We start from the raw sequence: 25558 nt of genomic DNA on the forward strand, positions 1-25558 counted from the left end.
GTATGGAAATTCATCCACCTGACGAGACGCGCCCCGCGCGGAGCGCGGGCCGCGCACCGCACGGCGCGCCCCCCCAGCGCGTCAGCGCCGGATGTGCCCGTCCCCCGTGACGATGTACTTCGTGCTCGTCAGCTCCGGCAGGCCCATCGGCCCCCGTGCGTGCAGCTTCTGCGTGGAGATGCCGATCTCGGCGCCGAAGCCGAACTGGCCGCCGTCGGTGAAGCGCGTCGAGGCGTTCACGGCGACCGTGGTGGAGTCGACCAGCTGGGTGAAGCGGCGGGCCGCCTGCTGGGACGTGGTGACGATGGCCTCGGTGTGGCCGGAGGTCCACAGCCGGATGTGCTCCACGGCCCTGTCGAGCGAGTCGACGACGGCGGCGGCGATGTCGTACGAGAGGTACTCGGTCTCCCAGTCCTCCGCCACCGCCTCGACGACGGTCGCCTTGGAGTCCTTGGCGTACGCCATCACGCGCTCGTCGGCGTGCACGGTGACCCCGGCGTCCGCGAGGGCGTCCAGGGCGCGCGGCAGGAACTCGGGGGCGATGTCCTGGTGGACCAGGAGCGTCTCTGCGGCGTTGCAGACGCTGGGCCGCTGGGCCTTGGAGTTGATCAGGATGTCGATCGCCATGTCGAGGTCGGCCTGCGCGTCGACGTACACATGGCAGTTGCCGGTGCCGGTCTCGATGACCGGGACGGTGGACTCCTGGACGACCGTGCGGATCAGCGAGGCGCCGCCGCGCGGGATCAGGACGTCGACCAGGCCGCGGGCGCGCATCAGCTCGCGAACCGACTCACGGCTCTCTCCGGGCACGAGCTGGACGGCGTCGGCGGGCAGCCCGGCGCCGCCCACGGCGTCGCGCAGGACCCGTACGAGGGCCGTGTTCGACTCGTACGCGGACGACGAGCCGCGCAGCAGCACCGCGTTCCCGGACTTCAGGCACAGCGCGGCCGCGTCGACCGTCACGTTCGGGCGGGCCTCGTAGATGATCCCGACGACGCCGAGCGGGACGCGGACCTGGCGCAGGTCGATGCCGTTCGGGAGGGTCGAACCGCGGACGACCTCGCCGACCGGATCGGGCAGCGCCACGACGTCGCGGACGTCTGAGGCGATGGCGCGCACACGCTCGGGTGTGAGCGTGAGCCGGTCGATGACGGTCTCGCTGGTCCCGGCCTCGCGGGCGCGCGCGATGTCCTTGGCGTTGGCTGCGACGATTTCGCTCGTACGGACTTCCAGGGCGTCCGCGATCGCGAGCAGCGCGTCGTCCTTCTCGGCCCGCGGCAGGGGAGCGAGATCGGCGGCGGCGGCCTTCGCGCGGTAGGCGGCCTGGGTGACCGGGGACATCGAGTCGTACGGCGAGAGCGTGGTCATGAGGGAAGGGTAGTGGGCCGAGCGGGCCGGTCCACCTGCTATCCCACACCGCGAGACGGGCCCAAAACGGGTGAACTCCGACGTGGGCTCAAAAGGCGTGAACCCCGGCGCGGGCTCAAAAGGGGTGAACCCCGACGGGCGTCGCCGGCAGCGGTCCGTAACCCTCCGCGATCCGCTGGTGGTACGTCTCGCGGTCGATGACCTCCAGGCCGACGATCTCCCAGGGCGGGAGCTTGGCGGTCTGGCGGTGCTCGCCCCACAGGCGCAGCGCGACCGCCGCCGCGTCGTGCAGGTCGCGGGCCTCTTCCCAGTAGCGGATCTCCGCGTGGTCGTTGGCGTACCGGCTGGTGAGCAGAAAGGGGTGGTCGTGGGCGAGCTGTTCGAGAGCGCGCCGGACCTCCTTGAGCGGGGCCTCACCGCCCGAGACGCTCAGGGTGACGTGCCACAGCCGGGGCTGGTCCGCGGGCTCCTCGCCCTCGTACGTGTCACCGGCCGCGACGCTCGTCAGGGCCCGTTCCTCGCCTCCCGTACGGGAGGCGGCACCTCCGGTACGGGAGGCGGCACCACCGCGGGACGCCGCCGCCCCAGGGCGCACTCGTCTCACGACGGCCTCCTTTACGCAATGGTCGTACCGAATACCGGGGTCCCTCTGCCACAAAGTTGAGCAGGTGGGGAGCCTTCGCGTGGCGGTTTTACGGAACGTCCCCCGCTGGAGGCAGGGGAATCGGCCGTTTACGGGTGTAGTGGACAGCTGTTTCGGGCGTGCCGTGGAACGGATGTCTTACGGATGCAGGATCACCAGGTCGTCCCTGTGCACGACCTCACGCTCGTACGAGGGTCCGAGCTCGCGGGCCAGCTCACGCGTCGAGCGGCCGATGAGCTGCGGAATCTCCTTGGCGTCGAAGTTCACCAGGCCGCGCGCGACCGCCCGGCCCGTGCTGTCGCGCAGCTCGACCGGGTCGCCCGCGGTGAACTCGCCCTCGACGGACGCGATGCCCGCCGGCAGCAGCGACTTGCGCCGCTCGACGACCGCGCGCACGGCCCCGTCGTCCAGGGTGAGCGAGCCCTGCGGGGTGGAGGCGTGCTGCAGCCACAGCAGCCGGTCGGCGGAGCGCTTGCCCGTGGGGTGGAAGTAGGTGCCCGTGTCCCGTCCCGCGAGGGCGTCGGCGGCGTGGATCGTGCTGGTCAGCACGACCGGGATGCCGGCGGCCGCCGCGATCCGGGCGGCCTCGACCTTGGTGGCCATGCCGCCGGTGCCGACGCCCGCCTTGCCCGCGCTGCCGATCTCGATGCCGTCGAGATCGGCGGGCCCGTGCACTTCCGCTATCCGCGAGGTGCCGGGCTTGCTGGGGTCGCCGTCGTACACGCCGTCCACGTCGGAGAGCAGCACGAGCAGATCGGCCCGCACGAGGTGGGCGACGAGCGCGGCGAGGCGGTCGTTGTCGCCGAAGCGGATCTCGTCCGTGGCGACGGTGTCGTTCTCGTTGACGACCGGCAGGGCGCCCATCGCAAGGAGTTTGTCGAGGGTGCGGGAGGCGTTGCGGTGGTGGGCGCGTCGGCTGGTGTCGTCGGAGGTGAGGAGCACCTGTCCCACGCGGATGCCGTGGCGGGCGCAGGAGGCGGTGTAGCGGGCGACCAGGAGGCCCTGGCCGACGCTGGCGGCGGCCTGCTGCCGGGCGAGGTCCTTGGGGCGGCGGCGCAGCCCCAGCGGCGCGAGACCGGCCGCGATGGCGCCGGACGAGACGAGGACGATCTCCCTCTCGCCGCCGCTGCGGGCCTTGGCGAGGACGTCGACGAGGGCGTCGACCCGGTCCGCGTCGAGGCCGCCCGAAGCGGTGGTCAGCGACGAGGAACCCACCTTGACGACGATCCTGTGGGCCTGCGCTACGGCGATCCTGTGGGTCTGCGCGACGGTCTGCCTTGCCCCTGCCACCTGCTGTGTGTCCCCTCGCGTCGGTCCGGGTGCCCCGCCTGGCAATCTACGCGAAGAGGGTGGGCCGACGCCCCTCGGTCCAGTACGCGGACGCGGCCCTGATGGAGCCGTTGACGTACGACGCTGGAGCCGTTGACGTACGACGCGCGCTCCGCGTCACGCCGCGCGCCGCGCCCCCAACACCCGTCGGGCCACCCGTCGCAGCCGCGGGAAGTGGGCGGTGCGTGGCTTGAAGCCCTCGATGGTGACCGTTTCCCGGGTCGTCGGGACGTAGCAGCTGTCCGGGATGCCCGCGCCCGGGTCGCGGAAGTGGGGGTAGGCGAGGTAGGCCTTGCGGCCGCGGGACTCCAGGAGGACCTCGGGGGTCTTCTTCGCCTTGATGAACTCCAGTACGTCGGCGAGGAGATCGCCCCGCCCCTGGGCCACGAGGTGCAGACGCAGGCGTTCGTGGACCTTGAGGCGCGCGGCGACGCCCTCGTGCCAGTAGGCGTCCAACAGCGGCTTGGCCAGCTCGAGTTTGTGGCGCCGGACCTTCTCGCCCTGTTTGAGGAAGCCCGGGCCGAACTGCGGGAGCAGGGTGATGAGTAATGGGCGGATCATCAGGGCGTCGCGGCGCGGTCCGGCGGGTGCGTGCTCGGCGATCAGGCTCATCAGGGCGCGGGCGGAGTCGAAGCGCAGGGCGTAACTGCCGCTCTTGGTCACGTGTTTGCCGTCGTCGCGGCCGACCAGGTAGTAGCACTCGTAGCCGGCGACCACGGAGACGCCGTTCGCGCGGAGGTAGGCCTCCATCGTGAACAGGGCGTCCTCACCGGTCTTCAGCGACTCGTCGAAGTGCATGCCGTGCCGCGTGAGCAGCTCGCGACGGAAGAGCTTCTGCGCGCTGAGGGTGAACTTGATGTTCGAGGAGAAGACGTCGGTACGGGGCTGATCCTTGCCCCACATCGACTTCGGGGCGTTTCTGTTGACCCCGACGACCTTGCCGAGCACCACGTCCGTGCCGTGCTCGTCGGCCATGGCGACCATCCGCTCCAGGGCCTCGGGGCCGAAGTAGTCGTCGGCGTCGAGGAAGAAGACGTAGCGTCCGCGGGCCTTGCCGAGGCCGACGTTGCGCGGGCCGCTGGGGCCTCCCGAGTTGGCCTGCCGGATCACCGTGACGGACATGGCCGCCCGCTCGGCGAACTTCTCCAGATACTCCCCCGTGCCGTCCGTCGAGCCGTCGTCGACGGCGATCACCTCGATCCGTGCGGGGTCGAGTGTCTGGTTCTCCACGGATTCCAGGCACTTGACCAGGTACGGCATCGCCTCGTACGCCCCGATGATCACGCTCACATCAGGCTGCGTCACGTTTCCCCCTTGTTGCGGGAAGTGTCCGAGAACATTTCCCTCTTATCACCTCAATCGCTACCTGGAAGACGACTGGAAGTACGTACTGGTTGCTCTAAGCGACTCATATCGTGACCCAGCTCACAGCAAAAGGGCCCGGACCCGAGGAAATCCTCGGGGCCGGGCCCTGTCGTGGATCGGCGGGTCAGCCTGTGACCGCCGCACCGTCCGTGTCGCCGGTCACCCGCTGGACAGGCACCGCGTGAGCCAGGTCCACGGCGGCGGCCGAAGTGCCGGTCTCCTGGCCGAGGTTGCGCCGCTCGGCCTTCTGCGCCAGCTGCGCCACCGCGGAGTTGAACTGGTCGATCGACGCCGGCTCGTCCGGGCCGAGCAGATACCGCTTTAGCTCCTGGCGGTCGGCGGCCTGCGCGTCGGCGGCGGGGTCGCTCACCGCGGCGAGCAACTCGCCCAGTTCGGCGGCCGAGTTGGACAGGATCACGGCGGCGCGCACCGCGGTGTTCTGCCGCTTGAACTCCTCGACGCCCAGCTCCGCGGAGTCCGTGACCGCGTACGGCTTGCCGCTCGCGATGAAGTCGGAGACCACGCTGGAGATGTCCGAGACCATCGCGTCGGAGACGTTGAAGCAGTCGTACAGGCGCGGCTCGGCGCCCGTGATGACGCGGTGCTCCCAGGCGCCGAAGGAGCGCCAGTACGCGTCGTTCCACTCGGCGCGCAGCCGGGCGACCTCGGCGTGCTTGGCCGTGTCGACCATGCCGTCGCGGGTGGCCTCGGCCTCGTCGCCCTTCTCGGCGGCGCCGGTCAGCGCCGCGATGCGGGCCTCGATACGGGCCAGCTCGGCCTTGGCCGCGCTCTGCGCCGCGGCGTCGGCGGCGAAGCGCGGGTCGGCGGCGCGCTCGGCGGCCGCCTTCTCCACCAGCGCGGTGATCCGCTGGTGCGCGGCCTTGGCCTGCGCGCTGCGGGTGCCGGTGAAGGGGTGCGGCTTGTAGAGCACGCGAACCGGCTGGTCGGCGGCGAGCAGCCGCTTCACGATGTTCTCGCCGGCCAGCAGGATGGAGGTGTTGCCGGGGTTGTCGTCCCAGCCCTCCCAAGTGGGGGCGTACAAAATGGTGGGGCAGCGTCCATCAGCGGCTCCGTCGCGGGGCCCCTCGGGCACGCCGCGCCACGGCTGGATCGGCGCCAGCTGCGGGCGGCCGACCTCCACGATGTCGTCGTCGCGGACGCCGACGTCGGCGATGGCGTAGCGGTCGCGGCCCGCGCGGCCGGCGGTCCACACCTCGTCGTACACCTTGCTGAACGGGTTGACGCTGGCGAGCTTGTCGCTGTCGCCGTGGCCTATGAAGACGTGCTTGATGGTCGGCACACGCAGCATGTGGATGTTCTTGCCGACGTTCGCCGCGTAGAGCGCGACCCGCACCGTGGACAGGTCCATGTTCATCAGGTGCACCCCTCCGGGCACGCAGATGACCGGCACGGTGGTGGGCGCCATGCGATCCAGGATGGCGCGCTCACGGAGGATGATCAGCGGCTTGGTGTCCAGCTGCTCCATCGTCTCCAGCCACATGTTGACCTGGTACGCGGAGTCCCTGGAGCCCGAGAAGTAGAGCACCGTCTCCGGGCGGTACTCGCGCAGCCAGTCGTCGACGGCCTCCAGGACCTTCTCGGCGTTCGGCGGGATCCTCTTCCCGCGCACGAACGGGACGAGCGCGGCGACATAGCCGAAGGCCAGCACCAGCGTGACCGCGACACCCACGAACCCGTAGAGGTCGTCCTCGGTCGCCGCGGTGACGAGCACGCCGGTGACCGCGACGAGGTCGAGGTGGAGCATCTTCTCGGCGGACCGGTGCAGCAGACGGCGCGGGGGCGCGTCCGGGATGCGGATGCGCGAGGCCAGGTCCACGTTGCGGGTGGCGACGGGCATCTTGCGGCGCAGCCGGATCAGCGTGATCAGCGCGCCGTGCGGGGCCTGGAAGCCGTAGAAGGCCAGGAAGCACGCGATGGCGGCGTAGAAGACCATGCTGTCGGACAGGTCCAGCCGTGCCAGCAGCAGCACAAGGAGCAGCTGCCGGATCAGGAACCTGATGGACAGACCGGCCCGCACCTTGCTGAGGCGGTTGACGAGATAGCTGCCGCGCCGGTGCAGATAGTGGTCCGCCAGGTACGTCACGGCGGCCGCGGCCGCGAAGGCAGCGACGCTCGGCAGGAGCGCGGCCAGCATCAGGCAGGGGAAGCCCAGCATCATGAGGGCCGCCGCGGCCAGCTCGGCCGCGCTGCCCACCCGGGCAACGCGAATAGCGGTGGAAATCACGGAGAAACCTGCTCTTGAGGGGTGAGTGCCGGTTTGGTACGGAAAGTGAAGATTTTGGTGCTAAAAGAGAACTTTACGGATTCAGGCCTCTGTGAATGCGCGGTAAATTCGCACACACAGAGGCCTGAATTCCGTAAGAAGACTATTCGTATTTGATTATGCCACGCCGTCCTGACGGTCCAGCACGCTGGCCAGCGCCGCCTCGAAACCGGACGCCTGGCCCGCGCCCGCCGTCGGGTCCTGCTGGCGGACGTCGATCACGTGACCGGTCAGCTCGGAGACGAGGACGTCGAGCGAGGTGCGCGCCACGGCCTCGGAGGACAGCAGCGAGCCCGCGGGCTCCTGGCCGAACGCCTTGGTGCGCATCGGGGTCGCGGTGCGCTCGGGGTTGATGCAGTTGACGCGGATGCCGTCGGCGGCCCACTCGTCGGACAGCGCCTGGGTGAGGTTCACCATGGCGGCCTTGGTCGAGGAGTAGAGGCTGTACTCGGCGCGGCCGCGGGTGTAGCTGCTGGAGGTGTAGAGCAGCAACTGGCCCTTGGTCTCGGCCAGGTACTTGTAGGAGGAGCGGGCGATCTGCACCGGGGCCAGGTAGTTGACCTTCAGCGCTTCCTCGATGGTCGCGTTGTCCGTCTCGGCGAGCTTGCCGATGCGCAGCACACCCGCGGTGTTGATGACGTAGTCGATGCGCCCGGTCTCGGCGTACGCCGTGGACAGCGCGTCGTCGACCTCCTCCGGGTTCTCGACGTGCGTGCCGGTGGTCGAGCGGCCCAGCGCGTACGTCTTCGCGCCATAGCCCTCGGCGAGTTCGGCTATGTCCTTGCCGATGCCGTACGAACCGCCGAAGACCACCACGGTCTTGCCGGTGAGCAGCTGGCGGTAGGCCTCCTCGCCGGCCTGCTCGGGCGCGGCGGTGGAGGCGAGCTGGAAGAGCTTGTCGGCGATGAAAACGTCGACGGGCTGCGTGACCTTCATGTTGTACTCGTCACCCGCGACGACGTGGATCGGCACGTCCGGCAGGTACTTGAGTACGACGGAGCAGTCGTCGGTGGCCTGGAAGTTGGGGTCACCGGCCGCGACCTCGTAGGCGCGGCGGATGGTGGACAGCTTGAACGCCTGGGGCGTCTGGCCGCGGCGCAGCCGGGAGCGGTCCGGGATCTCGGTGATGAACTCGCCGTCCTCGCCGTGGGTGCGCGTCACGATGATCGTGTCCGCGGACGGGATGGCGACGTCGACGGCCTGGTAGCGCTCCAGCGCGGTCACGCAGTCGTTGATGACGCGCTCGGACAGCAGCGGGCGCACGGCGTCGTGGAACAGGACGTTGCGGTCCTCGCCCTCGGCCAGCCCCTCGCCCAGGGCGGCGATGGCGCGCTCGGTGGTCTCGTTCCGCGTGGAGCCGCCCTCGATCACCTTGGTGACCTTCTTGAGGCCCGCCTTGGCGATGATCTTCTCGACGTCCGGCACATAGCCGGGAGCCATCAGCACGATGATGTCGTCGATCGAGTCGGCCTGCTCGAAGGTGGTCAGCGTGTGCTCGATGACCGCCTTGCCGGCGATCTTCAGCAGCTGCTTCGGAATCGACAGACCCACACGCTGACCGGTGCCGCCGGCCAGGATCACTGCGGTGGTACGGGGCTTGGCAATGCGCTCAGACACAGGTGACCTACCTTGGGGCGACAGGGAACCTGGGAATGGTCCCACTTACGGTTACTGCCATGCAAGGTGAGCGCCGCCTGCTGCATATGTGAGCGCAACCGGTTATTCACCTTGCACGCAGGCGACTTCCGAGAACTCGGACCGGATTGTCCGGATTTGCTGTGAGTAACTGCACACGTTTTTCGTACGTGTTCTCCTCAGGTGCGCTTGAGGCGCCTGAGCACACGGTGGCCGAGGACCCGGACGAGTTCCCTGGACGGCGTCTGGTGAACGGTGCGGGCGGTGGCGGGGCGCGCGGGGACCTCGGCCGCCACCGCGAGCGCCCCGTACAGCGCGTGGGCCGCCACCTCCGGGTCGATGCGGGCGGGGGCTGGCTCCGTGCCCGCCGACGGGGGCACGGCGGACAGCAGCGCCGGGTCGCCGAGGATCCGTACGCCCATGGTGCCGATCCGCTCGGCCATCTCCGCGCCGATTCCGGCGGCCGCCTCCAGGGCCCACGCCGGGGTGGTGATCCGCGCGTCGTCCGGCGCGGGGCGGCAGCTGTTCTTCATATGCATGACCGCGCCGCCCCGCACCAGCTTGGAATACAGCTCGTCAGGCAGGCCGTTTCCGCGGAATTCCATGTTGAGCTTCCGCAGCATTTCGGTCTCGGCGAGCGTGAGGGAGCGGTTCGCCGTGTCCGGCACCTCCGCGAGGAGACCGTCGGGCAGGCCGAGGAGGGATGCGAAGGTGCGCATCACACCGCCGCGGTCTCGGTCGTCGACCACGACGACGGTGACGTTCTCGGCGCCGACCACCCGTGCCCAGCGCTCGACGAGCCGGTCGTGACGGTGGCGGCGCCAGAAGCTCGGGTTCGGCTTCTCGTACGGGGCCTTGCGCAGCATGTGGTCGAGCCAGTCCTCGTACCCCATGCGCAGACCGTTCTGCACGTACTGCTGCCACTGCGAGGGCATGATCTTGGCCAGCGGGCGCAGCGTGACCAGGACGTGCACGCGGCCTTGGCCCAAATCGTCGACGATCCGCGCGATGGTCTCGTCGTCGGGAGCGTCCGCGAAGAACTCGCTGCTGATCACCGAGGTCTGCTTCCCGGTGGCGCGCACCGCCTCCAGGAGCCGCTGCCAGTGCCCCTCGGTGGGCCGGGTGGCGCCCATCATCCCGGGCCGGGCACACACCGCGAGGGCGGCTTCCATGGGGTGCCGGCTGTGTGCGGGGAAGGCGACGCCGTACTCGGCGATCGCGTCCTTCACGGCGAACAGCGCGCCCTGGATGGATGTGGTCCCGGTCTTGTGCGGGCCTATGTGTAGCAGCCGGGTACCGGAGGGCAGCGGCGCGGGGGCAGCCGTCTCAGCGGCTGTCGTGTGGTGTCTCGAACAGTCGGTCTCCATGGTAAGAGGACGTTAAGGACCCTTCCTGAGCGCAGACTGAGAAAAGCCCTGGGACTCCTGTGAGTCCCAGGGCGTCACTCACGGTTCAGCGGCGGTTCACCCGAGCCGGACGCCCGGCTCAGGTGCTCAAGTGGCCGTCATACGAGCCGTACGCCCGGCTCCCCCGCCTCGACCCGCAGCCGGGCCAGCGTGCTGGAGGCGGCGTCCGGCTGGAGCACCGTCTCCGGGACGCGCACCTGGGCGTCGATGCCGTCGCGGCGGATGTCGAAGAGGTGGTAGCCGCGGTGGGCATCGATGAGCTTCCAGTGCGGGTTGTCCGCCATCCGCGGGTCCCACTCCTTGTGGAAGGCCGCCTGGTCCTGGTCGCCGCCGCTGGAGATGGAGGTGCCGACGAACTCGGCGCCGACGACGTCGGAGTCCGGGTCGGCGAAGTCCTCCTTGAGATCGCTGATCATGGTGAGGTGCCGGTCGCCGGTCATCACGACCGGGTTGCGGATGCTCGCGAACTCCTCCATGAGGGCGTTGCGTTCGGCCTGGTAGCCGTCCCAGGCGTCGTAGTACCAGAGCTTGCCCTCGCCGACCTTGAGGTCGGTCTCGGCCATCATGATCTGCGAGGCGATCAGGTTCCAGCGGGTCGGCGACTTGTGCAGGCCGTCGAGCAGCCACTCCTTCTGCTCGGCGCCGAGCATGGTGAGCGAGGGGTCCTCGGCGCCTTCCTGGCTGGTCGCCTGGTTGCTGCGGAACTGCCGGGTGTCCAGCACGTTGAGGCGGGCCAGGCGTCCGAAGTCGAGCCGCCGGTACATCTGGATGTGCGGCCCGTTCGGGATCGCGGTGGCCCGGACCGGCATGTGCTCGTAGTACGCCTGGTAGGCCGCGGTCAGCCGGGCCACGAAGGCGTCGTGCGACTGCTTGTCGGGGTCCTGCGGGATCTCGCCGGCGAAGTCGTTGTCGACCTCGTGGTCGTCGAAGGTGACCACCCAGGGGGCGTTCGCGTGCATCGCCGCGAGGTGCGGATCGGTGCGGTACTGCGCGTAGCGGTTGCGGTACTGGACGAGGGTGTACGGCTCGTCGCTGCCCTCGTGCTTGCGTACGGCCGTCGCCGAGGGCTTGGACTCGTAGATGTAGTCACCGACGAAGAGGACGACGTCGGGGTCCTGGTCGAGCATGTCGGCGTACGGCGTGAAGTAGCCGTTCTGCCAGTTCTGGCAGGAGGCGAGGGCGACCCGCAGCGAGCCGCCCGAGCTGTACGGGGGCGGGGCGGTGCGGGTGCGGCCGGTCGGCGAGAGCTGCCCTTCGGCGCGGAAGCGGTACCAGTACGCATGGTCGGGGCGCAGCCCGCGGACGTCGACGTGCACGCTGTGCCCGAACTCGGGCCGTGCCTGCGCGGTGCCGCGGCGCACCGGCTTCCGGAAGCGGCCGTCCTCGGCGATCTCCCAGTCCACCGACACGGTGCGGTCGGGCATGCCGCCGCCGTTCAGCGGGTCGGGGGCGAGTCTGGTCCACAGCACGACGGCGTCGGGCAGCGGGTCTCCGGAGGCGACGCCGAGCGTGAACACGCCGTCGGGCAGCGGTGTTTCCGCCGCGCGGGCGGCGGTCGGCAGCCACAACTGGGCGGAGGCGGCGGCGCCGAGCACGGCGGCTCCCGCGGTGAGAAAGCGGCGTCGATCGCGTGAGATTGCTCCGGTCATCGGCGAACTCCCTTGCGTCGGTGGCCCCTTGGACACCTGAGAGCCCACACGGCGCAGCAGCCCGCTCGCTGAACGGTACGCATCCTAGGCATGACAAATGCACGAGCAACGAACGACCCGCTGCGACACGGCAACCTCCCCGCGTCGCAGCGGGCCTGACGGACGATCAGTAAGCGAAAACCCCGTACGTGGACGGCTGATCAGTAAGCGAGCCCCGTACGCGGACCGGCGATAAGTAAGCGAACCCCGTACCCGGACGGACGATCAGTAAGCGAACCCCGTGCCCAGACGGGCGCCCGCCGCCACCGTGCCGAGCGTGCCCGCGCCGAAGGTGTACGAGCCGGTCGGGGTCACACCGGAGGAGGCGGAGCGGAAGACCCACACGGAACCGGCGCCAGTGTTCTCACCGGGCGCTCCGACGGCGAGTTCGGCGCGCCCGTCGCGGTTGGCGTCGATCAGCCGGGTGGCCGAGCCGAAGACGTCCTGGTTCTCCGCGGTGCCGGGGACCCCGTCGGTGTCCTGGCTGAACACCTTGGCGCCGCTGCCGGTCAGGCCGCTCGCGGTGCCGCGCATCGTGACCACGGAACCGGCCCGCGTCTTGCCGTCGAAGTCCTCGCCCGGCACGCCGACGGACACGTCCGCGTAACCGTCGCCGTCGATGTCGCCGACGGAGATCGACCTGCCGAAGTAGTCGCTGCCACCGCTTCCGTCGGCTCCCTCGGCGACGCCCGGTACGCCGGGGCTGTCCTGGTTGAAGAACGTCGCCCCGGTGCCGTCGGGACCGCTCGCGCCGCCCGGGACGTAGGTGACCATGCCGCCCTTGGCGAGCGGCACGAAGACGTCGCCGTACAGCACGCTGACCGCACCGGCCTTCGACAGACCGCTGACCGCGGTGTTCGGCGCTCCGATCGCCAGATCCGGATAACCGTCACCGTTGAAGTCGTCGTGCAGCCGCTTGGCGCTGGGCGTGGTCACCGTCTCCGAGACGGTGGCGGCGTTGACGGCGGGCACCGCCAGCACGCCCGCGGCCAGGGCGACACCGACACGAGGACGAACGGTCTGCGGCCGGAGAGACGGGAACGGCGGTGGGACATGGATGTGTTCCTGACCTGGTAGCGAACCGGGGGGAAATGCGACGGGCGCTCGGAGCGGGCGAACCAGCGCCGGAGGTACGGGAGTTGAGGAATCAGTTCGGGAAGGTGACACCGAGGCCGGCGCCGCTCGCGACCGTGCCGAGGACGCGGGCGCCGAAGGCGAAGGAGCCCTTGGCGGTGGCTCCGGCGGAGGTGGAGCGGAACACCCAGACGGCGCCGGCTCCGGAGTCCTCCTGGGTCGCGGCGACGACCGGCTCCGCCCTGCCGTCGCCGTTGCCGTCCACGAGGTGGGTGTTGTCGCCGAAGTGGTCGCCCTGCTCGGCCGTGCCGGGCACGTCGGCCGTGTTCTGGCTGAAGACCTTGGTGCCGGCGCCGGTCGGCCCGTTCGGCCCGCCGGGTACAACAGCAAAGGTGCCCGCCTGCCGCAGACCGCTGAAGGTCTCGTCGCGGTTGCCCGCCAGGATGTCCCCGTACCCGTCGCCGTCGACGTCCCCGACCGAGAGCGCGCTGCCGAAACTGTCGTCCCGCTCCTGGACGCCCGGCACCCCCGGGGTGTCCTGGGTGATCACCTGCGGGGTGGCGGCGGCCGGGCCGCTCGCCGTGGCGTAGAGGACCTGGATCCTGGCGTCGCCCAGGACGATGTCCGCACGGTGGTCGCCGTTGACGTCACCGACCGCCAGCGCGGAGGTCGCCGGGTCGATCCAACGGCCCTGCGCGTCCTTGAGGATGGTGGGCGCCTGCAGGCCGTTCGCGCTGCCGTGGACGTAGTTCAACTGGTAGCCGTAGTTGCCCTCGTCGTCCCGGTCGTACGTGCGGGCCACCGAGACGAGGTCGGTGATGCCGTCGCCGTCCACGTCTCCGGCCACAGCGGCGTTCACCTCCATGTCGCCGTCGACGATCTCCGCGCCGTTCTGGGTGGCGGTGGGGACGCCGTCGCGGCCGAAGGGACCGAACTGCAGGCGGCCGCGCTGCAGCAGGTCCTGGTGGCCGTCGCCGTTGAAGTCGCCGGCGACGGTCGGACCGCCCTGGTACGGGCCGGTGGTCACGGCGGGCAGCACCTTCCCTGAGGTGAAGCCGCCGCGGCCGCCCCACAGCACGGTCCTGCTGCCCTGCCGGTCGATACCGCCCTGCTGCCAGCGTTCGCCGCCGGACTCGACCAGCAGGTCGGTGAACCCGTCGCCGTCCAGGTCGGCCGTGGCGAGCCGCTGCCCGAAGCGGTCGTCCATCTCCACCGTGCCGGGGACGCCGGAGGACGCCTGCGTGTACACCATCTTGTTGCCGGTGCCGAGCCCGCCGGCCGACCCGTACAGCACGGCTACGTAGCCGGCCCGCGTCCTGCCGTTCACCGTCGCGGACGGGGCGGCCACGGCGAGGTCCTCGTACCCGTCGCCGTTGAAGTCCTGCCGCGCGCTCGTCGCGGTGGCGGGGGCGGCGTGGGCGATCGGGAGGGCGGTGGTGGTCGCGCCGAGCAGGGCGATCGCTGTCACGACGGCTCGGCGCGGTCTCGGCAGGACGGACTCGGACACGTCGACTCCGGGCATTTGGAAGGCAGTTGAGCGCGGAGAGGAAGATCCTCATCCGCGCCCACTACGACTCCCGGCCCACCCGGTTGGTTGCCCTGCCTATGCCGCGACTTTCCCTGGCGTTCACAGGTTTTGGCCCGTCCGGCGTTTGAGGACGAGCGCGAAGCGCGATACGGGGGTCTGGGGGCGGAGCCCCCAGGTAGGGGACGGGTAGGGGCGGAGGGGGCGAAGAACCTAGAACGGCTCGAAGCCGTCGTACTCCTTCTCCGCCTCGTCCCGCTCCGCCTGCCGCTCCCGCCGCCGCTGCGCCGCAGGCCGAGGCGCCTCGAACCGATGGTCCTCACCACGCCGGCCCAGCATCTCCGCGCCGGCCATGACGGTGGGCTCCCAGTCGAAGACGACCGCGTTCTCCTCGGGCCCGATGGCGACGCCGTCACCCGCCCGGGCGCCCGCCTTCATCAGCTCTTCCTCGACGCCGAGACGGGCGAGCCGGTCGGCGAGGTAGCCGACGGCCTCGTCGTTGTTGAAGTCGGTCTGGCGGACCCAGCGCTCGGGCTTCTCGCCGCGCACGCGGAAGAGGCCGTCCTCCTCCTGGGCCACGGTGAAGCCGGCGTCGTCGACCGCCTTCGGGCGGATGACGATCCGGGTCGCTTCTTCCTTGGGCTTGGCGGCGCGCGCCCGCCCGACCAGGTCGGCGAGCGCGAAGGACAGCTCCTTGAGGCCCATGTGCGCGACCGCCGACACCTCGAAGACGCGGTAGCCGCGCGCCTCCAGGTCGGGGCGGACCATCTCGGCCAGGTCCATGCCGTCCGGTACGTCGATCTTGTTGAGGACGACGAGTCGCGGCCGGTTACCGAGGCCGCCGTACTGCTTCAGCTCCTCCTCGATGATGTCGAGGTCGGAGACGGGGTCACGGTCGGACTCCAGGGTCGCCGTGTCCAGCACGTGGACCAGCACGCTGCAGCGCTCCACATGGCGCAGGAATTCCAGGCCGAGGCCCTTGCCCTGGCTCGCGCCGGGAATGAGGCCCGGGACATCCGCGATCGTGTAGACGGTCTCGCCCGCCGTCACGACACCCAGATTCGGTACCAGCGTCGTAAACGGATAGTCCGCGATCTTCGGCTTGGCGGCCGACAGGACCGAGATCAGCGACGACTTGCCGGCGCTCGGGTAGCCGACGAGCGCCACGTCCGCGACCGTCTTCAGCTCCAGGACGATGTCCTGCAGGTCGCCGGGCACGCCGAGCAGCGCGAAGCCGGGCGCCTTGCGGCGGGCCGAGGCCAGCGCCGCGTTGCCGAGGCCGCCACGCCCGCCCTGTGCGGCGACGTACGACGTGCCGTGGCCGACGAGGTCGGCGAGCACATTGCCCGCCCTGTCGAGCACGACCGTGCCGTCCGGCACCGGCAGGATCAGGTCCTGGCCGTCCTTGCCGGAACGGTTGCCGCCCTCACCGGGCTTGCCGTTGGTGGCCTTGCGGTGCGGGGAGTGGTGGTAGTCGAGCAGCGTGGTGACGGACTGGTCGACGACCAGGATCACGTCACCGCCACGGCCGCCGTTGCCGCCATCGGGGCCGCCGAGCGGCTTGAACTTCTCCCGGTGTACGGAGGCACAGCCGTGGCCTCCGCTACCCGCGGCGACATGCAGCTCGACGCGGTCCACGAAGGTGGTCATGGTTCAGTGCCTCCAGAAACGTACGGGAATGTCTCTTCAGTAACACGCGAAAGGCGGACCCGCTTCCCATCCGGGAAGTGAGGTCCGCCTCGCGAAAGAACCGGTCAGGCGACCGGAACGATGTTCACGACCTTGCGGCCACGGTGGGTGCCGAACTCGACCGCACCGGCGTCCAGCGCGAACAGCGTGTCGTCCTTGCCACGGCCGACACCGGTGCCGGGGTGGAAGTGGGTGCCACGCTGGCGGACCAGGATCTCACCGGCGTTGACGACCTGACCGCCGAAGCGCTTCACGCCGAGCCGCTGAGCATTGGAGTCGCGACCGTTCCGAGTGGACGATGCGCCCTTCTTGTGTGCCATCTCTCCTCAGTCCCTTACTTCGCAGCCGCGGGGATCTCAGTGACCTTGATCGCCGTGTACTGCTGGCGGTGGCCCTGACGACGGCGGTAGCCGGTCTTGTTCTTGTAGCGAAGGATGTCGATCTTCGCGCCCTTGTGGTGGTCCACGACCTCGGCCTGGACCTTGATGCCGGCCAGCACCCACGGGTCGCTGGTCACGGCGTCGCCGTCGACAACGAGCAGGGTCGAGAGCTCGACCGTGTCGCCAACCTTGGCAGTGGAAATCTTGTCAACCTCAACGATGTCGCCGACAGCAACCTTGTGCTGGCGACCACCGCTGCGCACGATGGCGTACACGCGGATCTCTCTCTCGCTCGGAACGGAATCCCCGCAGTCCAGCCGCGCGCTCGCGCGAACGGCCTCTCCCGAAGCGCCGAGCGCCGGGAGGAAGAGGTTTACGGGAATGCGGCGCGTCTATGGACACGCCGACGGTCAAGGTTACGGGGCCGCGACCGAAAGGGTCAAACCAGGTCGGGCCCCGCGGCTGTGCCACCGGTCACGCCGACGCCCCCGGCCCGGCGGAATCGCCGGACAGGGGGCGTCGAACCGACCGGGCCCGCGGGGCGCCGAAGCGCCCCGGTGGCTCAGCTCTCGTCGGTCGAAGCCGTGACGGAGGACAGGGTCTGCTCCGCCGCCGCGGTCTTCTTGGCCGTCGTCTTGGCGGCCGCCTTCTTCGCGGTCGCCTTCTTGGCCGTGGCCTTCTTGGCGGCCGTCTTCTTGGCAGCGGTCTTCTTGGTGGCGGCCTTCTTCGCCGTCGCCTTCTTCGCCGTCTTGCGGGCGGCCGTCTTCTTGGCGGCGGCCGGAGCCTCGGACACGGCCGCCTCGGCAGCCTCCGCCGGCTTCTCCTCCACCGCCTTCTCCTCCGCCGGTGCCGAGGCCGACGGGACGACCACGACGGCCGCCTCCTCGGGCGCGGTCGGCGCGGTGGCCTTGCGGACGGCACGGCGGCGCGGACGGGCCGGGGCGGCGCTCTCGGCGGGCGCCTCGGCGACCTGCTCGGCGGCAGGCTCACCCACGGGCTCGACAACCTCCGAGGCGGCCTCCGAGGCAGCTTCCGGTGCGGCCACGGACTCGGCCACAGGCGCCGAAACCGGCTCCGTGACCGTCACCACGGCCTCCTCGGCCGCCTTCGGCGAACCAGCCGGGGCCGACACCTTGCGCGTCGCACGACGGCGCGTACGGCCCTTGGGAGCGGCCTCCTCCTGTACGGGGGCCTCCGCGACCGCGGGCGCCTCGGGCGCTTCGATCGCCTCGGGCATCTCGACGACCGGGTCCTCGACCGCGACGGGCTCGGACTCGGTGGCCTCACGGGACTTGGCGGCCCGCTCGGCGCGCTCCTCACGCTTCGTCGGAGGACGCCCCTCGGCCTTCGGCGCACCCGCCGGAGCCGACACGCGCCGGGTCGCCCGGCGCCGCGAACGGCCACGGGTGGCCGCGGCCTCCGCCTCGGCGGCGCTGCTGTACAGCTCCTCGTCCAGCGCGAACTCCGGCGCGGGCAGCGCGGCGGGCGCGGCGGCCTCGGCCGCCACCTCGGCCTCGCTCTCCACCTCGACGAGCTCGGCAGGCTCAGCCGCCTCGGTGATCTCCGCGGCCACGGCCTCGTGCTCGTGCTCGAGCGGCTGCTCGACACCGCCACGGCCGCGCTTCTTGCGCTTGCCGCCGCCACCGACAGACGTCGGCTGCTCCATGTGCACGATCACGCCGCGCCCGTTGCAGTGGACGCAGGTCTCGGAGAAGGACTCCAGGAGGCCCTGTCCGACGCGCTTGCGCGTCATCTGGACCAGGCCCAGCGACGTCACTTCCGCCACCTGGTGCTTCGTACGGTCGCGTCCCAGGCACTCCAGCAGGCGCCGCAGCACCAGGTCCCGGTTGGACTCCAGGACCATGTCGATGAAGTCGATGACGACGATGCCGCCCAGGTCGCGCAGCCGCAGCTGGCGCACGATCTCCTCGGCCGCCTCCAGGTTGTTCCTGGTCACGGTCTCTTCGAGGTTGCCGCCCTGACCGGTGAACTTGCCGGTGTTGACGTCGACCACGACCATGGCTTCGGTCTTGTCGATCACCAGCGAACCGCCACTGGGCAGCCAGACCTTGCGGTCCAGCGCCTTCATCAGCTGCTCGTCGATCCGGTACGTCGCGAAGGCGTCGACCTCGGAGGTCCACTTCGACAGGCGGTCGGCCAGGTCGGGCGCGACGTGCGAGACGTATCCGTGGATGGTCTCCCACGCCTCGTCGCCGCTGACGACGACCTTGGAGAAGTCCTCGTTGAAGATGTCGCGGACGACGCGGACGGTCATGTCCGGCTCGCCGTACAGCAGCGTCGGGGCGTTGCCGTTCTTCGCCTTCTTCTGGATGTCCTCCCACTGCGCCTGCAGTCGCTCGACGTCACGGCGCAGCTCGTCCTCGCTCGCGCCCTCGGCGGCGGTGCGCACGATGACGCCCGCGTCCTCGGGGACGATCTTCTTGAGGATGGTCTTCAGGCGCGCGCGCTCGGTGTCGGGCAGCTTGCGGCTGATGCCGGTCATCGAGCCCTCGGGCACGTAGACCAGGTAGCGGCCGGGGAGGGAGACCTGGCTGGTGAGGCGGGCGCCCTTGTGGCCGATCGGGTCCTTGGTGACCTGCACGAGGACGGACTGGCCGGACTTCAGCGCGGACTCGATACGGCGCGGCCCGTTGGCCATGCCCAGCGCCTCGAAGTTGACCTCACCGGCGTAGAGCACCGCGTTGCGGCCCTTGCCGATGTCGATGAAGGCGGCCTCCATCGACGGCAGGACGTTCTGCACCTTGCCGAGGTACACATTGCCGACGTACGAGGTCGCCTGCTCCTTGTTGACGTAGTGCTCGACGAGCACGTTGTCCTCGAGGACGCCGATCTGGGTGCGCTCGCCGCTCTGGCGGACCACCATCACGCGCTCGACGGCCTCGCGGCGGGCCAGGAACTCGGCCTCGGTGATGATCGGAACGCGACGGCGGCCCTGCTCACGGCCCTCGCGACGGCGCTGCTTCTTCGCCTCAAGGCGCGTCGAGCCCTTGATGGACTGCACCTCGTCGGAGGGGTGCTCGTCCTTCTTGCTGCGGGGCTCGCGGACCTTGACGACGGTGCGCTCGGGGTCGTTCTCAGTGGGCTCGACGTCGGTGCCGGAGTCACCGGCGCGACGACGGCGACGACGACGGCGACGGCTGCTGCTGGAGCCGGCACCGCCCGCCTCCTCGCGCTCCTCGGCCTCCTCGGCGTCTTCCTCGGCCTGCTCGGCGGTGTCCTCGGCGTCCTGCGCGGCCTGCTCGGCGGCGAACTCGTCCTCGCCCGCCTCGCTCTCCGACTCGGCGGACTCGCCACGGCGACGACGACGGCCGCCCCGACGGCGACGGCGACGGGAGCCCGCGGACTCCTCCTCGCCCTCCTCACCCTCGACGGCGTCCTCGGCGGGCTCCTCGGTCTCCTCGACCTCCTCGGCGGCCTCCGCGGTCGCGGCCGCGGGCTCCTCGTCGGCGGCCCGGCGACGACGCCGACGGCGCGGCCCGGCCTCCTCGACGACCTCGGGGGCCTCGACGGTCTCGACGGTCTCGGCGACCTCCTCGGCCTCCGCGGCCTCGGCCTCCTCCGCCGCCTCGGCGGCAGCCGCGGCGGCGGCCCGCTCGGGCGTCTGGAACATCGGCTCGGTGAACACGGGCGCCTGGAACACGGCGACGGCCGGACGCGCGGGCCGCTGCGCGGACTCGGCTTCCTTCGGCGCGGGCGCGGAGAAGGAGGCGACGGCGGCCTTGCGGGTGGCGCGGCGGCGGGTCCGACGCGGGGCGCCGTCCTCGGCGGTCTCGGCCTCGGCGGTCTCGGTGCTCTCGGCGGGCTTGCTCTCGCTGGTCACGGGCGCCTCCACACGCTCGTCGGCGGCGTCGCCCTCGGGTGCACCGGCGGGTGCGGAGACGCGCCGGGTGGCGCGACGACGGGTGGTACGGCGGGGTGCGGCTTCTTCGGCGGCGGGCGCCTCGGCCTCGGCGGACACGCCGGCGCTCACCGGCTCCTCGACCGCCTCGGTGACGTCGGCGACCGCGGGGGCCTCGACGATCTCGGCAGCCTTGGGCGCACCGGTCGGCGCGGAAGCGCGACGGGTCGCCCGACGACGCGTACGACCGGCGGGCGCGGCCTCTTCGACGGCGACGGCGGCGGGGGTCTCCGCGGGGGTCTCAGCCGGCGTCTCTTCGACCTCGGCCGGAACCGCGGGCACCACGGTCCCCGCGGCCTCGGCCGCCACCGGCGCACCGGCGGGGGCGGACACACGGCGCGTGGCACGACGACGCGTACGACGCGGGGCGGCGTCCTCGGTCTCGGCAGCGGGGGCCTCGGCCTCGGCCACCGCCTCCAGGGTCTCGTCGACCTCAGCCGTCTCCACGACCTCGGGAACCTCTTCGGTCACGACCGTCTCGACGGCCTCGGCGTTCACGGCCTCCGCGAGGTCGGCGGACGCCACAGCCGGTATGGCCGGCGCGGTGGTCTCGGCCGCGGCCTCGGAGGCGGCGGCCGGCGGACCGGCGGGGCGCGACGCCGCACGGCGGCGGCGCCGCGGCGGCAGGGTGTCGCTGGGAGTGTTGTTGTTTTCGGAACCCTCAGTGGGTTCGGTCGGCTCGAGCATGCGGGTGGATCTCCCGTCAGGCTCCCGGGCGCCGCGCCTGGTCCGGCGATGCCGGTGACGTCCGCGGCTCGCGCGATGCGCGGTGCCGCCGTCCGGGGCGCGGGCGCCGCTCGGGAGCTCTCTGTGTCCTGTCTCGCCGGTTCCGTACGCCATGTGTGCGTACGGCCTGGCGAAAGTCTTCTGGTCGGTGCGCTGCCCGACCCAGGTGGCTCCCGGATACGAGGGCGGCGTTACGACATCCGTCCTTACGCGGAACCTTCCTTACGCCGGCGCCTTCGCGGCGGCAGTTTCGGCGACCGCCTCTTCGTGAGAGGGCGGGACGGCCGTGACTGCCTCGCGGTCGGGCGCGAGCGGGTCGGTCACCGTGCCGGTCTCTTCATCGAACAGCCCCTGCGCCAGCCTGGTCACCGCTGCGGCGACCGGCGGCGCCAGGTCGGCCACGGCGCGAAGACCGGACAGGACGTCGTCGGGTCGTACGGCAGGCGTCACGTGCCGAACAACCAGCCGCAGTATCGCACAGGGCTGGTCGGTCGGCCTATCAGCCTGTGGACTATCCGTCTCACTGTGCGTCTCGCTGTGCGTCTTGCTGTGGGTCTCAAGGCTTGCTACGGCGCTGCGGGCGTCGAACGTCCGCATGCCGTTCTTCGTCTTGCGCTGCACCTCGACGACATCGGCCGCCTTGAAGGCCTCGACCGCGCGCTCGGCCTCCGCCGGGTCCACGCCGTCGAGGCGCAGCTCCCACACGGAAGCGGTGAGCCGGTCGGCGAGGCCCGAGGTACGGGCCTCGACCGCGTCGATGATGTCGAGCCCTGCGGGCAGCGACTCGTCGAGGAGCTCGCGCAGCTTCTCCGGATCACGCGTCTCGGTGAGCGCGATCTCCAGATACTCCGCCTCACTGCCCGTGCCGGTGGGTGCGGCATTGGCGTACGACACCTTCGGATGCGGCGTGAACCCCGCCGAGTACGCCATCGGCACCTCGGCACGGCGCAGCGCACGCTCGAAGGCGCGCTGGAAGTCACGGTGGCTGGTGAACCGGAGGCGGCCGCGCTTGGTGTAGCGCAGTCGGATGCGCTGCACCGCGGGTGCGGGCGGCGGGCCTTCGGGCTGTCGCTTGCCCAGTGTCGTTCAGTCCTTCGTGAGAGCGGTCGTACTGCTACCTAGAGTACGTGTCTCGCCGGGCTGTGGTTCCCGCCGGGACTTTGTCAAAGGCAACCGCTCCGGCTCGCGCGGGGTGCCGAAGAGCATCCGCCGGAAGTCGGCGCGGGCCTGCCGGGCGGACTCGCGGGCGGCGGCCAGGGCCTGCCGTGTCGCCCATCCCACGCTGCGCGCGACCTCGGCTGCGGGCTTGAGGATCGTGTCGCGGACGACGTGCCCGACGGGTGTCAGCACGGCCTGGTACACCCAGCGCACCGGCTCCACGAAGATCCACCGGCAGAGTCGTCCGAGCAACCGCCCGACGGCGAGCGAGATGTGTCCGGCGACGCGCCAGGCGTGCCCCAGGGCCTCGCCGATCTCCCTGCCGATGACGGCGAGGACGCGTCCGACCGGTGCGAGCACCCAGCGCCACACGGCGAGCGCGGGCAGCACCAGGAGGATGCGCAGCGTCCAGTAGACCGCGGCACCGATCCCGGTGAAGATCATCCGTACGAGCCACACCAAACCGCGCGCCAGCCAGGCGATCCCCCTGCCGACCGGCGCGAGAACCCACTCGTACAGCCAACGGGCCGGTACGACGAGGAGGTATCGCACCAGCCAGGCAACCGCCGTGTACACCCCGATCCCGACGGCCGCGAGCACCAGCCCCACGCCCTTGACCAGCCAGGCGATCGCGTGCCCGACGGGCGTGAGCAGCCGCGCGTACACCCACGCGAGCCCGGCCGCGATGCCACCGAACACCCAGGCGATCCCGGCCCCGATCCCTCGCGCCGCCCAGGCGAGAGCGGCCCGGACGCCCCGCGCCACCCATACGATGGCGTGCCCGACGGGCGTGAGCAGCCGCGCGTACACCCACGCGAGCCCGGCCGCGATGCCACCGAACACCCAGGCGATCCCGGCCCCGATCCCCCGCGCCGCCCAGGCGAGAGCGGCCCAGATGCCCTGCGCCGCCCATGCGATGGCGTGCCCGAGGGGCGTCAGCACGGTGCGGTACAGCCACACCGCGGGTACGACGAGCAGCACATGCCCGAGCCACGCCAGCGCCCTGCCGACCGGCGCGACGACGTACCGCCACAAGGTCAGCCACGGCCAGACGAAGACCGCCCACGCCACCCACGCCAGCGCTCGCCCCACCGGCCGCAGCACGGTGTCCCTCAGGAACCGTCCGCCGACGACCAGCGCGTCCCACACCATCCGCACCGGGACGACCAGCACGAGCACCACGATCCGCACGGGAATGCGGATCGCTACGGCGAGGCACCCCTCGGCCTGCGCCACGGGCCGCTCAGCGGGCGCCTTTTCCAGATCCATACCTGCGTAGACGCGTCAGCCGCCGTCATGGATGCGATCGGTGGGCACCCAGTACCGCAGCTTCCCGCCCCGCTCGTCCTCGAACTGCCCGCCGGCCGCCTCGATCACCTTGCGGGAGCCGATGTTCGTGGTGTCGCAGGTGACCAGCACCCGGCCGAGTCCGAGGGCACGGGCGTACGGCAGCACGTCCCGGAGCATCGCGGTGGCGTGCCCCTTCCGGCGGGCGCTCGGGCGTACGCCGTAGCCGATGTGCCCGCCGAGTTCGAGCAGCGAGGGCGTGAGCCGGTGTCGTATCTGAATGCGCCCGAGGTAGGAGTCCCCGTCCACGTACCAGTACCAGGTGGCCGGCACGAACCCCTGCGGGCGGCGCCCCTCCTCGAGCTCCTCCTCGCGGATCGCGGCCACGTACCGCGCGAAGCCGTCCGGCTCGTGCCAGGTGTCCCCGTACACGTTCAGCTCTCTTACGAGGGTGTCGCCGAAGAACTCACCCTCGGCGACGTTCTCCCGCACAGCCTCCAAGAAGGAGGCGCGGTACTGGACATGAGGTGGCGTCAGCTGTGGCATCGGCCCAGTGTGCCGGGGTGGCCGCGCCGCGCGCAGGCCTTATTTCCTGGTGGCCTTGGCCGCCCTCGCGACGTTGGAGATCTTGGCTGCCTTGCCGGCCCGAGAGGCCAGTCGCCCGTCTTCTCGGCCTTGAGCACGCCGACACGGATACCGTCGTCCGCCATGTCGGCCAGAAGGAAGAAGAAGCGCTCCGGCGCCTCGATCCTGGCCGAGTCGGGTTGGGCGGACTTGCAGTTCGCCGTGGGGCCCGTCGGGTTGGAGGGGGCATCAAGGCCGAGTGTGGCGCAGGTCACGGGAAGTCGGTGTGGGGTGCTGGACAGCTCATTGAGGTGAGCACTCATATGCGAACCCGGGTACGGGCCGGGGAATCGAGCGCGTTCGCGGAGCTCTACGACAGCTACGCCCGCGCGGTCTACAACCATGCCTTCCGGCTGACCGTCGACTGGTCGACGGCCGAGGACGTGATGGCCGCGACCTTCCTGGAGGCGTGGCGGCTGCGCGGCAAGGTCGACCCCGAGGGCGGCTCCCTGCGGCCCTGGCTGCTGGGCATCGCCACCAACACCGCGCGCAACCAGTACCGGAGCAACCGGCGCTACCGGGCGGCCGCCAACGCGGCCGCCGCGGCCGAGCTGTCGGTGCCCGACCACGCCGACGAGGTGGCCGACCGGGTCGACGACCGGCGGCGCCTCGCGACGGCCCTCACCGCCCTCGCCGCGCTGCGCAGACCGGAGCGTGAGGTCATCGCGCTCTGCCTGGGTGAGGGCCTGGACTACGAGGCCGCGGCGGAGGCGCTCGGGATTCCGGTGGGCACGGTCGCCTCCCGCCTCTCCCGGGCCCGCAAGAAGCTACGGGCGCTTGCCGAGGCCGAAGAGGCGCGCCCCTTCGCCGCAACAGTCCGCCCGGCAACCGAAACGTCGCGCCCCGCCACCGAAATGGCGCGTAGAAAAGTGCGCGAGAAACGGGAAGGCGGCCACTCCGGCCGACAGATAAGAGGCGATCACACCCACGCGATCCGGCCCGCACAGGAAGGAAACCGATGAACGCGAACACGTCCCGGCAGAACCCGGCCGAGTGGGATGAGAGCGCACAGCTCCTGTCCCGGACGGCGCGTGACCTGCCGACGGGCCGTCACCAGTTCCACAAGGAGCGTCTGATGGCCCAGATTCACGACGTGCAGCGGGAAGAGCGCTCGGCGACGGCAGCCCCGGTGAAGGCACGGCGTTTCCGGCTGCCGCGTCCGGCGATCGTGCTGCCCGTGATGGGGGCGGCCGTGGCGGCGGTCGTCGCCGGGAGCGCGATGTCCGGCGGTGGCGGAGTCAGGGACGGCGGCGTCGCCACCGGACCGGCCCTGACCACACAGGTCGGCGCCGCGACCACCAAGGGCGTGCCGCAGCTGCTCGACCAGATCTCGCTGGCGGCGGCCGAAGGCGACCATCCGACGGTCGAGCCCGGCCAGTACCTCTACATCGAGTCCAAGACGGCCGACACCTTCCTGAAGACCGTCGACGACAAGACCACCCTGGCCAGCCACGCGCT

Annotated in this window: 18 protein-coding genes and 1 pseudogene; 2 read left to right on the forward strand and 17 right to left on the reverse strand. The window is 70.9% G+C overall.

Annotated features, from left to right (window positions below; translation table 11 throughout):
• Window positions 1-81: 81 nt before the first annotated feature.
• The 17 genes from ACFY0T_RS05215 to ACFY0T_RS05295 all read right to left on the reverse strand — a co-directional run bounded on the left by ACFY0T_RS05215 (window position 82) and on the right by ACFY0T_RS05295 (window position 24022).
• Complete coding sequence (locus tag ACFY0T_RS05215) at window positions 82-1368, reverse strand: glutamate-5-semialdehyde dehydrogenase (RefSeq protein WP_388864690.1); 1287 nt, start codon at window positions 1366-1368, stop codon at window positions 82-84.
• A gap of 115 nt (window positions 1369-1483) precedes the next feature.
• Window positions 1484-1972, reverse strand: coding sequence for a hypothetical protein (locus ACFY0T_RS05220; RefSeq protein WP_388864692.1), 489 nt, complete (start codon window positions 1970-1972; stop codon window positions 1484-1486).
• Between the two features lie 177 nt (window positions 1973-2149).
• Window positions 2150-3301 (reverse strand): glutamate 5-kinase, encoded by a 1152-nt coding sequence (proB, locus tag ACFY0T_RS05225; RefSeq protein WP_388864694.1) that lies wholly within the window; start codon window positions 3299-3301, stop codon window positions 2150-2152.
• A gap of 156 nt (window positions 3302-3457) precedes the next feature.
• A complete protein-coding gene (locus ACFY0T_RS05230; protein ID WP_388864761.1) occupies window positions 3458-4600 on the reverse strand; it encodes a glycosyltransferase family 2 protein in 1143 nt (380 codons plus the stop codon).
• Between the two features lie 229 nt (window positions 4601-4829).
• Complete coding sequence (locus ACFY0T_RS05235; protein ID WP_388864695.1) at window positions 4830-6950, reverse strand: hypothetical protein; 2121 nt, start codon at window positions 6948-6950, stop codon at window positions 4830-4832.
• Between the two features lie 156 nt (window positions 6951-7106).
• A complete protein-coding gene (locus ACFY0T_RS05240; RefSeq protein ID WP_388864697.1) occupies window positions 7107-8606 on the reverse strand; it encodes a D-ribitol-5-phosphate cytidylyltransferase in 1500 nt (499 codons plus the stop codon).
• A 197-nt stretch (window positions 8607-8803) separates the two neighbouring features.
• On the reverse strand, window positions 8804-9991 hold the full coding sequence (locus tag ACFY0T_RS05245) for a hypothetical protein (RefSeq protein ID WP_388864699.1): 1188 nt from the start codon (window positions 9989-9991) through the stop codon (window positions 8804-8806).
• Between the two features lie 137 nt (window positions 9992-10128).
• The gene (locus tag ACFY0T_RS05250; protein ID WP_388864701.1) at window positions 10129-11679 is read right to left on the reverse strand and encodes an alkaline phosphatase D family protein; all 1551 of its coding nucleotides are present in this window, start codon (window positions 11677-11679) and stop codon (window positions 10129-10131) included.
• A 264-nt stretch (window positions 11680-11943) separates the two neighbouring features.
• On the reverse strand, window positions 11944-12690 hold the full coding sequence (locus ACFY0T_RS05255) for an FG-GAP repeat protein (protein ID WP_388864702.1): 747 nt from the start codon (window positions 12688-12690) through the stop codon (window positions 11944-11946).
• 175 nt (window positions 12691-12865) lie between these two features.
• On the reverse strand, window positions 12866-14299 hold the full coding sequence (locus ACFY0T_RS05260) for a VCBS repeat-containing protein (RefSeq protein ID WP_388864704.1): 1434 nt from the start codon (window positions 14297-14299) through the stop codon (window positions 12866-12868).
• A gap of 231 nt (window positions 14300-14530) precedes the next feature.
• Window positions 14531-15967 (reverse strand): GTPase ObgE, encoded by a 1437-nt coding sequence (gene obgE, locus ACFY0T_RS05265; RefSeq protein WP_388864705.1) that lies wholly within the window; start codon window positions 15965-15967, stop codon window positions 14531-14533.
• Window positions 15968-16071: 104 nt separating this feature from the next.
• Window positions 16072-16326, reverse strand: coding sequence for a 50S ribosomal protein L27 (gene rpmA / locus ACFY0T_RS05270; protein WP_362508206.1), 255 nt, complete (start codon window positions 16324-16326; stop codon window positions 16072-16074).
• 14 nt (window positions 16327-16340) lie between these two features.
• Window positions 16341-16661, reverse strand: a complete 321-nt coding sequence (rplU, locus tag ACFY0T_RS05275) for a 50S ribosomal protein L21 (RefSeq protein WP_028802589.1) — start codon at window positions 16659-16661, stop codon at window positions 16341-16343.
• Between the two features lie 287 nt (window positions 16662-16948).
• Complete coding sequence (locus ACFY0T_RS05280) at window positions 16949-20992, reverse strand: ribonuclease E/G (RefSeq protein WP_388864708.1); 4044 nt, start codon at window positions 20990-20992, stop codon at window positions 16949-16951.
• A 261-nt stretch (window positions 20993-21253) separates the two neighbouring features.
• Window positions 21254-22069, reverse strand: a complete 816-nt coding sequence (locus ACFY0T_RS05285; RefSeq protein WP_388864710.1) for a TIGR03936 family radical SAM-associated protein — start codon at window positions 22067-22069, stop codon at window positions 21254-21256.
• A 48-nt stretch (window positions 22070-22117) separates the two neighbouring features.
• Entirely contained in the window at window positions 22118-23458 is a 1341-nt protein-coding gene (locus ACFY0T_RS05290) for a hypothetical protein (RefSeq protein WP_388864711.1), read from the reverse strand.
• Between the two features lie 15 nt (window positions 23459-23473).
• Window positions 23474-24022 carry a GNAT family N-acetyltransferase gene (locus ACFY0T_RS05295; protein ID WP_388864713.1) on the reverse strand — a complete coding sequence of 183 codons (549 nt, stop codon included), beginning with the start codon at window positions 24020-24022 and terminating at the stop codon, window positions 23474-23476.
• A gap of 341 nt (window positions 24023-24363) precedes the next feature.
• Between ACFY0T_RS05295 and ACFY0T_RS05300 the strand changes: the two genes are divergently transcribed.
• Complete coding sequence (locus tag ACFY0T_RS05300; RefSeq protein WP_388864714.1) at window positions 24364-25062, forward strand: RNA polymerase sigma factor; 699 nt, start codon at window positions 24364-24366, stop codon at window positions 25060-25062.
• A pseudogene (locus ACFY0T_RS05305) lies at window positions 25059-25558 on the forward strand (hypothetical protein); the annotation flags it as partial. The gene ACFY0T_RS05300 and the pseudogene ACFY0T_RS05305, both read left to right, overlap by 4 nt.

This window comes from Streptomyces sp. NPDC001530, from assembly GCF_042894545.1.
Lineage (GTDB): Bacteria > Actinomycetota > Actinomycetes > Streptomycetales > Streptomycetaceae > Streptomyces.

Coding starts and splice junctions, on each gene's coding strand:
- ACFY0T_RS05215 (WP_388864690.1), bottom strand. CDS start 1,368: ATGACCACGCTCTCGCCGTACGACTCGATGTCCCCGGTCACCCAGGCC.
- ACFY0T_RS05230 (WP_388864761.1), bottom strand. CDS start 4,600: ATGCCGTACCTGGTCAAGTGCCTGGAATCCGTGGAGAACCAGACACTC.
- ACFY0T_RS05245 (WP_388864699.1), bottom strand. CDS start 9,991: ATGGAGACCGACTGTTCGAGACACCACACGACAGCCGCTGAGACGGCT.
- ACFY0T_RS05250 (WP_388864701.1), bottom strand. CDS start 11,679: ATGACCGGAGCAATCTCACGCGATCGACGCCGCTTTCTCACCGCGGGA.
- obgE (WP_388864705.1), bottom strand. CDS start 15,967: ATGACCACCTTCGTGGACCGCGTCGAGCTGCATGTCGCCGCGGGTAGC.
- rpmA (WP_362508206.1), bottom strand. CDS start 16,326: ATGGCACACAAGAAGGGCGCATCGTCCACTCGGAACGGTCGCGACTCC.
- ACFY0T_RS05280 (WP_388864708.1), bottom strand. CDS start 20,992: ATGCTCGAGCCGACCGAACCCACTGAGGGTTCCGAAAACAACAACACT.
- ACFY0T_RS05290 (WP_388864711.1), bottom strand. CDS start 23,458: ATGGATCTGGAAAAGGCGCCCGCTGAGCGGCCCGTGGCGCAGGCCGAG.
- ACFY0T_RS05295 (WP_388864713.1), bottom strand. CDS start 24,022: ATGCCACAGCTGACGCCACCTCATGTCCAGTACCGCGCCTCCTTCTTG.
- ACFY0T_RS05300 (WP_388864714.1), top strand. CDS start 24,364: ATGCGAACCCGGGTACGGGCCGGGGAATCGAGCGCGTTCGCGGAGCTC.